General features: G+C 63.4%; 1 protein-coding gene. It reads left to right on the forward strand.

Annotated features, from left to right (window positions below):
* On the forward strand, positions 1-230 hold a 230-nt coding region (locus JI666_RS22125), incomplete at its 5' end, for a cobaltochelatase CobT-related protein (RefSeq protein ID WP_206895047.1).
* Positions 231-265: the final 35 nt, after the last annotated feature.

A 265-nucleotide genomic window follows, 5' to 3' on the forward strand; every position in this document is an offset into this window, starting at 1 on the left:
TCGAAAAACACCTGCGCGACGTGATCGCCATGGTGGAAAAGCGCAAGGCGGTGGAGTTGCTGGCCATCGGTATCGGCCATGACGTGACCCGCTATTACGAGCGTGCGGTGACGATCACCGATGTCGAGCAGCTGGCGGGTGCGATGACCGAGCAACTGGCGGCTTTGTTCGATGCCGATCCTCGCGCGCGGGCGCGGGTGATGGGGATGAGCACAATCGCCCGACGCTAAGCCCCAGCGCCCAAACTTCTGACCCTGATGGCCCG

The sequence above is a fragment of the Bacillus sp. NTK071 genome (assembly GCF_017303315.1).
Taxonomy (GTDB): Bacteria; Bacillota; Bacilli; order Bacillales; family Guptibacillaceae; genus Guptibacillus.